This is a genomic window from Burkholderia sp. SIMBA_051 (assembly GCF_046534915.1).
Taxonomy (GTDB): domain Bacteria; phylum Pseudomonadota; class Gammaproteobacteria; order Burkholderiales; family Burkholderiaceae; genus Burkholderia; species Burkholderia ambifaria.
Genome location: NZ_JAWRXS010000084.1, coordinates 1 through 374, shown reverse-complemented (window position 1 = coordinate 374; position 374 = coordinate 1). Strand labels below are relative to the sequence as shown.

Here is a 374-nt window from a genome sequence, read left to right as displayed (position 1 = left end):
GCCGTTTGTTGATCTGCCATGGATTGGCGGCGCGTTTACGCCCCCGGAGCAACATTCGCCGGAGAGCGCTGCCGCCATCAAGATTTCCAACGATTTGGTCGCCGAGTTGCAAGCAGCTGATCGCATCATCATCGCCACACCGATGTACAACTTCACCATCCCTGCGGCGCTGAAGGCCTACATCGACCATATCGTCCGGGTCGGTGTCACGGTCGCCGACAATGTCGGGCAGCTAACCGGCAAGAAGGCCACCGTCATTCTTGCGAGCGGGGGTGATTTCAGTCCTGGCTCTCCGATCGAAGGCTACGATCACGCGACCAGCTACCTCCGTCAGGTGCTGGGGTTCATCGGAATTACAGATCTGGACATCGTAC

1 protein-coding gene is annotated in these 374 nt (G+C 58.6%); it reads left to right on the top strand.

The annotated features are described in order from the left end of the window. On the top strand, positions 1–374 hold a 374-nt coding region (locus SB771_RS33650), incomplete at both ends, for an FMN-dependent NADH-azoreductase (protein WP_410721875.1).